Origin of the sequence: Paenirhodobacter enshiensis (genome assembly GCF_000740785.1) — a bacterium.
GTDB lineage: Bacteria > Pseudomonadota > Alphaproteobacteria > Rhodobacterales > Rhodobacteraceae > Rhodobacter > Rhodobacter enshiensis.
The window spans coordinates 1-6,041 of the sequence record NZ_JFZB01000070.1 but is presented as its reverse complement, the minus strand read 5'-3'; the positions used below and the strand labels follow the sequence as shown (position 1 = coordinate 6,041).

Here is a 6,041-nt window from a genome sequence, read left to right as displayed (position 1 = left end):
CAGAGTGTCCGGTTTTCGGGGTCCACCTCAGGGAGCCTCCGTGGCTCGATGGTCGCACTGCTGCCCGGCTTCGAGCGCCCGCGCATCATCCACTTCGAGAGTGCGCTCGAATACGCCTTTCTCTGTCTGATGTTGGTACGCGACGACGTGCACCACATCCGCGAACAGCCTCCGGCGATTTCTTATGTTGGTAGCGATGGCCGCCACGCGCGGCACGTCTTCGATTTCTTGGTCACAAAAACGGACGGGGAGCGCATCGCTGTGGCCATTAAACCCATGCAGCGTGTGCTGAAGCTGAACTTTGTATCCGAGCTCGAAGCTGTCTCTGCGGCAGTTACCAAATCATTTGCAGATCGCGTGCTGCTCGTCACGGACCAGCACATTAACCGACAGGCTGCCGCTGAAGCGGCGCGCTCGCTTGCCTGGTCGCGCCCCTCTCTGACGGAGGTGGCGGCATGACCATGCGTTTTCGCTTCTCAAGCTCTGACATGATCACCACGGCAGGGGTCGCCATGCGTCCCATTGAGATCAATGACATCGGAGGCACCTTCGAGCGCGTTGGCCAGCCGGGGATCACGGAGTCTTTTTCCCACCAAGAGCTCGCCGAGATGATGCGTCGGCCGGACACAACGTATTTTGCCGGCTACTTCGACCGGGCTACGCAGGAGATGAGGCTAAACAAGCCGGTCGAAGTCATCAGTGAATTGCCGGAACAGATCGGCAGACTGGTGATTTGGCGGAAAGCGGTCTGCGATGCTTTCCTGACCTTAGAGGCACAAGATGAAATCAAGCGCACCCAAGAAAGCTACGACAGCGCGCGCCCACGATTAGCCGCAGAAACGCAGCGGCTTGTCGGTGAAGGCGCCGCTGCAGCCAAGAAAGCTAGACCAGGTAAAGACGTCATCGTACGCAACCTTCCGGGTAGCCGAACTGCGTTTCAATGGGTACGTGCTTATCAATCTGCGAGTTACTCACCACTTGCGCTTATCCCCGAGACCTATCGTTCCGGGAACCGGACACGGATTTGGTGTCCGCGATCTGTAGCTCTGATGAATCAGGTCATCGAGATTTACGCCGACACGCAGCGCCGGACAAAGGTCCAAGCGATCAAGCAAACCCAAGCGCTTTTCGATGAGGAGAACCGAAAACGTGCTGACGCCGGGGTGCCTCCTATGGTCGTTCCGTCGGCCGCAAGTATCCGACGTCGCCTCGATATGGCCGATCCATTCTACCTCTACGCCAAGCGGAATGGTGCTGCAGCTGCGGCTCGACATTTTACCATGAGTGGCAACGGTCCTGATGTCGTACGCCCCATGGAGCGGGTCGAGATGGATGAAAACAAACTCGACGTCATATCGTTGCTGACGCTGACCGGCATCTGGGATCACCTGCCGCCGGATCGGCAGGAGAAATTCGAGGCCGGACGACGCTGGCTCTACATTGCAATCGACTGCGCCACCAAATGCGTCGTGTCGATGCGGCTGGCTGACAACCCGAACGCGGATGATGCAATCCGCGCGCTGCGGCTGGTTTTCGAGGACAAGACCCCACTGGCCCAAGCGGCCGAATGCGAAAGCACATGGCATCACCATGGCGGGATTGGGACCCTCGTGACCGACATGGGGCCAGCCTTTGTCTCGGATGCTTTCCAGACGACGGTGGCTTCGCTCGGGATCACGTCGCACCTGCCGCCCGCCGGAATTCCCTGGATGCGGGGTCACATCGAGTCCTTCTTCCGCACTCTCGGGCATCAGCTCATGCCGCTGCTGGCAGGTCGGACCTTCTTCGACACGGTGGATCGTGGCGACTATCCCTCCGAGATGCTCGCCTGTCTTTGCGACGACGATCTGATCAAGGTCCTGCTGACCTATATCGTTGATATCTACCACAACCAGCCACATGGCTCGCTGAAAGGGGAAACCCCGAATGCCGCCTGGAAGCGGCTGGTGGCAGAACACGGGACACCTCCGGTTCCGGATGGCTTGACCCTCAGGAAAGCATTCGGCAGGCCGATGACGCGGAAACTCAACGACGAGGGCGTGCTGTTCTCGGCGCTTAGCTATAGCTGCGAGGCGCTGCGGGAAGCCCATCTGCATTCCCCCATTCGGGAGGTGGAAATCAGGGCCGATCTGCAGGACATTGGGTGGATCGCCGTCAAGGTCGGCGCAACTTGGTACCCGGCACTCGCCAATCAGCCCGGTTTCGAGGGTGTGAGCTTCGATGATCTGCGTGAGGGCGTTCGGGCCGTTCGTCACACACATGCGCGTGCTGCGAAGTTGGACGCGCCCAAGGTCCAGAGGGCTATTGCGCGGATATCGGACGCAAACCGCCGCGCATTCGCGCTGCGCGCCTTGACACCTTTCCATGTGACCGACGTGGAAGTCGCCCGCGCAGATGCGGCCCTGCACTATCCGCTCCGCTCTGATGAGCAGCGGTTGGGATATATGCCGCCGAGTAATGACCTGCTCAATGACGCAATCTCCATTACTTCGCCAACGGACACATCACGGAAGCCGGACGGCGACGATAGCAGGCCGGTCTCCGAGCGTCGAACGAGACGCAAGAACCGCAGACGCTGGGGGTTCAATGATGGGAAATGATCTGATCACCCAAGCTGCACAAAGGGTCGCTGAACTGAAGGGGTATTTCGTCGATCACGAGCGCTTCGTTCCACTGGCAGAAGGGTTCTCCATTCTCGCCGAGAAAAGGCTCGTAGACATTCAGACCGGCCGCATCAGTGAGGCGCAAGGGCTTGCCCTGTCCGGACAATCCGGGGCCGGAAAAAGCGCGGCAATCACCCATCTTCTTGCCCAAGAAGGGCAGAGGCTGGCTGATCGGGGATACGGAGATTCAACCATCATCAGCTTGCGGGTGCCATCACCCGCAACGCTGAAGTTCGTCGGGCAGATGCTCCTTCGGGCGCTTGGCTACCCCATCGGTGCAGATCGCCATGCCTGGTACATCTGGGACCTGGTCCAACATCACCTCAAGGAGCGGCGTGTCCTTTTCGTGCACCTCGACGAGGCGCAAGACCTGGCGTCGCGGGGCACCAAGCACGAGCTGGATTCAGTGACATCCATGCTGAAGACCCTGATGACGGACCCCGAGTGGCCAGTCGGGATCATTCTGTCGGGCACAAACGAGCTGGAAGACATCCTCAACCACGACCATCAGCTTGCCCGTCGTATGAAGGCCGTTCGGTTCGAGAGCCTATCCCCTGCTGCATATGGCGAAGATATCCTCGACCTGCTCGAGAACTACTGCGAACTGGCGAAGCTCGAACCAGAGGATGACGTTCTGGAATTATCCCACGGCGAACGCGTGGTCCATGCTGCGGCAAACCAGTTTGGCATCACCATCGTCCTGATCCTCGACGCCATCGAGGACGCCTACCTGCAGGGCCAGAAGACACTGAACCGGCGCAATTTCATCAGGGCGTACCATCGGAGGACCTCTTGCGATGCCGAGTTCAATCCTTTTGTCGTGCCAGACTTCATGCGCATCGACGCCCGTCAGGTGTTTTCTCGGGAGAACCGCAGATGATATTGTCACACCTCAAGCCTCTTCCCCTGCACGTTACCCCGGTGCCCGGAGAAAGCGCGACGTCGCTTGCGTCCCGCATCGCGCGAAAGAATGGCACGGCGAGTCTTCAATCCTTCTGTGCCGACATGAGCATTTCATATCGCGCCCTGAAGGTCGGTGATCCGGTGGAGATCGAGCGGGTTGCCGCACTTGCAGGGTGTGATCCCACCACACTCCGCAAATGGACGCCCCACGCCCCGTCGAAGACGAATTATCAGCTGGGAGCGGACGCCCCGAGGTTCACGGCCTACAGCCGAAGCACGATCAGAGGATGCCCGAAATGTGCCGCTAAAGCTTTGTCAGAGCAGGGTGCCCATGGCCCGTTTCATCTCGGGGCATGGCAACTCACTTCAATCCGGACCTGCGCCCAGCATTCTTGCATGTTAATCGAGGTCCCGCCTCCCTCGCATCACAAGCACAGCTATGATTTCGCGCGGATGGTCGACAATATGGACATGGGCAACATTCAGATCGTTACCGAGGGCGCGCGATCTCTGGAACGTTACCTCCTTGGCCGACTGGATGGCATTTCCATGGGATGTTGGCTCGACACGCTGGATTTCCATGTCGCGGCACAGCTTTGCGAGAATTTCGGCCTTTTGCTGACGCGAGGTCCGAAAGCCAGTCGAACGGAAACGACCGAACGACAATGGCTTGAGGCCGGTGCTGCAGGATACGACGTCCTACGCAACGGGCCCGATCAGATGGTCGCAGCGCTTGAAGAGCTTCGCATGAAGGCAGGCCCTGGCTGTCACACCTACGGTGCGATTGCCGGTTCTTTCCTGACCTGGCTGTCCCAGCGTGAGGATGATGCCGCTTTCAATGACATCCGCCAGAGGGTCTTCGACTACATCCTGCGGACCTATCCCGTGCTTGTCGGTAGCACAGTCCTGCGGATACGGTGTGAAAGGCAACGGGTATATTCCCTTCGAAAAGGCGCGAAGGCCTACGGCATCGACGAACGGATGCTGCGCCACAAGCTCTTGGAGCGTGGCGACATCTCGAAATCGGGTAAATCCGGTGCAATCACCTATCGTCGCTACCCTTCGCGGGAGACGCTGCAGCAACTCGCCGATGAAACCAATGGGCTACTCCGCGGGTTCGACGCGGCAGACTATCTTGGGCTGGACATCCACCTGCTGCGCACTTTCGTCGTGGAGAGGCTCGTCAAGAAGGCCGGAGAGATGGCCCGAAACGCGCCGTATTTCCAGAGGGAAGATCTCGACGCTTTTCTCGGTCGCTTGTGCCGCCAAACACGCCCCGAGTTGGAACCGGCCAATGATGAGGTCTCTCTCATCGCGGCCACGCCCGTGTGCCAATGTTCGACCGTCGAACTCCTGCATCTGATTTTCGAACACGACATTCCGCTACGCTGCGCGGCGGGCGTATCTCCAAGGTTCGACGATTTTCTGATATCTGTAGAGCGGGTAAAAACGGCCATAGGTCAGAGCTCAGCTGGTGCGATCAGCATGTCGGAAGCTGCCGGTAAGCTCGGGGTCGACACCGCAACAATCCGCAACCTGGTGAACGCAGGCTACCTGAGTGCTGCTCCGAAAACCGAAAGGTCCTCCGAACGCTGGCTGGTGGTCGATGAGGCCTCCGTCACAGCGTTTGGCGAGCAGTACATCTCTGCTGCCGATCTTGCTCGTGAGCTGCGACGCGATACCGCCAATCTTTGCCGCGAGCTCTACAAAAACGGCGTCGAACCACTCGTTTTCAACGGCAACAACCGGATCATTTTTCGCCGCCGCGATGTGAATTAGAGATGAGGGCAGGAATGCCGGTGGGGCCGCTTGCCTGGTAGGGCGCCCGCCCGTGAATTCATCCCCAAGTCCTTCCGACACAGAGAACATTGAAAAAAGCCGACCACTGCGTCGGCTTTTTTCATGTCTTTCCAAGGGCAACCTTATCTGACGAAAAAGGCAGCTTCAGTTCAGCATCGAGATTTCGGTGTGCTGAATTCAAAAGGAAATTTCGCCCCTCATAGGCAAAACTATGTGCCTCTTCCCAATCTTGAAAAGCACTAGATAGTTCTGCATTTCTCGTCAGAGGATTTGCCTCTGCGGCGCAGACGGGTGTTGTTTTCCCTACGAAAATTCTTGCTACTTTGATCCGCGCCCGTGGCGTGTTGATCGCTTCGCAGCGCTTTCCCCTGTCAAATCCGAGGATGGCCCATGAGCGACCATTTCTTCGTCGTGACGGGCGGCCTTGGGTCGCGGGCAAGACCAGCCTGATCACCGAGCTCGCCCGCCGCGGCTTTCATACGATCCCCGAAGCCGGCCGCGCGATCATCCGCGAAGAGACGGCCAGCGGCGGAGACGCCCTCCCTTGGGCGGACCGCATGGCCTATGCCGAACTGATGCTTGAGCGCGGCCTCCGCGCCTACGAGGACGCTCAGGCACTCTCACGCCCCGTGATCTTCGACCGAGGCATTCCCGACATCATGGGCTACCTGAGCC

The 6,041-nt window shown here is 58.9% G+C and carries 5 protein-coding genes and 1 pseudogene; all 6 read left to right on the top strand.

The window, feature by feature from the left end; all coding sequences use genetic code 11:
• A partial coding sequence (locus tag CG50_RS15845; protein WP_245615767.1) for a TnsA endonuclease N-terminal domain-containing protein occupies positions 1 to 459 on the top strand: 459 nt, incomplete at its 5' end.
• Positions 456 to 2,600, top strand: a complete 2,145-nt coding sequence (locus CG50_RS15840; RefSeq protein ID WP_036640579.1) for a DDE-type integrase/transposase/recombinase — start codon at positions 456 to 458, stop codon at positions 2,598 to 2,600. The genes CG50_RS15845 and CG50_RS15840, both read left to right, overlap by 4 nt.
• Positions 2,590 to 3,543 carry an ATP-binding protein gene (locus CG50_RS15835; RefSeq protein WP_036640581.1) on the top strand — a complete coding sequence of 318 codons (954 nt, stop codon included), beginning with the start codon at positions 2,590 to 2,592 and terminating at the stop codon, positions 3,541 to 3,543. Before CG50_RS15840 ends, CG50_RS15835 begins: the two co-directional genes overlap by 11 nt.
• A pseudogene (locus tag CG50_RS17560) lies at positions 3,540 to 3,956 on the top strand (TniQ family protein); the annotation flags it as partial. The gene CG50_RS15835 and the pseudogene CG50_RS17560, both read left to right, overlap by 4 nt.
• Positions 3,957 to 3,962: 6 nt before the next feature.
• The gene (locus CG50_RS15830) at positions 3,963 to 5,345 is read left to right on the top strand and encodes a hypothetical protein (RefSeq protein WP_036640576.1); all 1,383 of its coding nucleotides are present in this window, start codon (positions 3,963 to 3,965) and stop codon (positions 5,343 to 5,345) included.
• Positions 5,346 to 5,749: 404 nt separating this feature from the next.
• A partial coding sequence (locus tag CG50_RS15825; protein ID WP_245615766.1) for an AAA family ATPase occupies positions 5,750 to 6,041 on the top strand: 292 nt, incomplete at its 3' end.

What these genes read in the sequence shown, in the direction of transcription:
- CG50_RS15840 (WP_036640579.1), top strand. Translation starts at nt 456, where the DNA reads ATGACCATGCGTTTTCGCTTCTCAAGCTCTGACATGATCACCACGGCA.
- CG50_RS15835 (WP_036640581.1), top strand. Translation starts at nt 2,590, where the DNA reads ATGGGAAATGATCTGATCACCCAAGCTGCACAAAGGGTCGCTGAACTG.
- CG50_RS15830 (WP_036640576.1), top strand. Translation starts at nt 3,963, where the DNA reads ATGTTAATCGAGGTCCCGCCTCCCTCGCATCACAAGCACAGCTATGAT.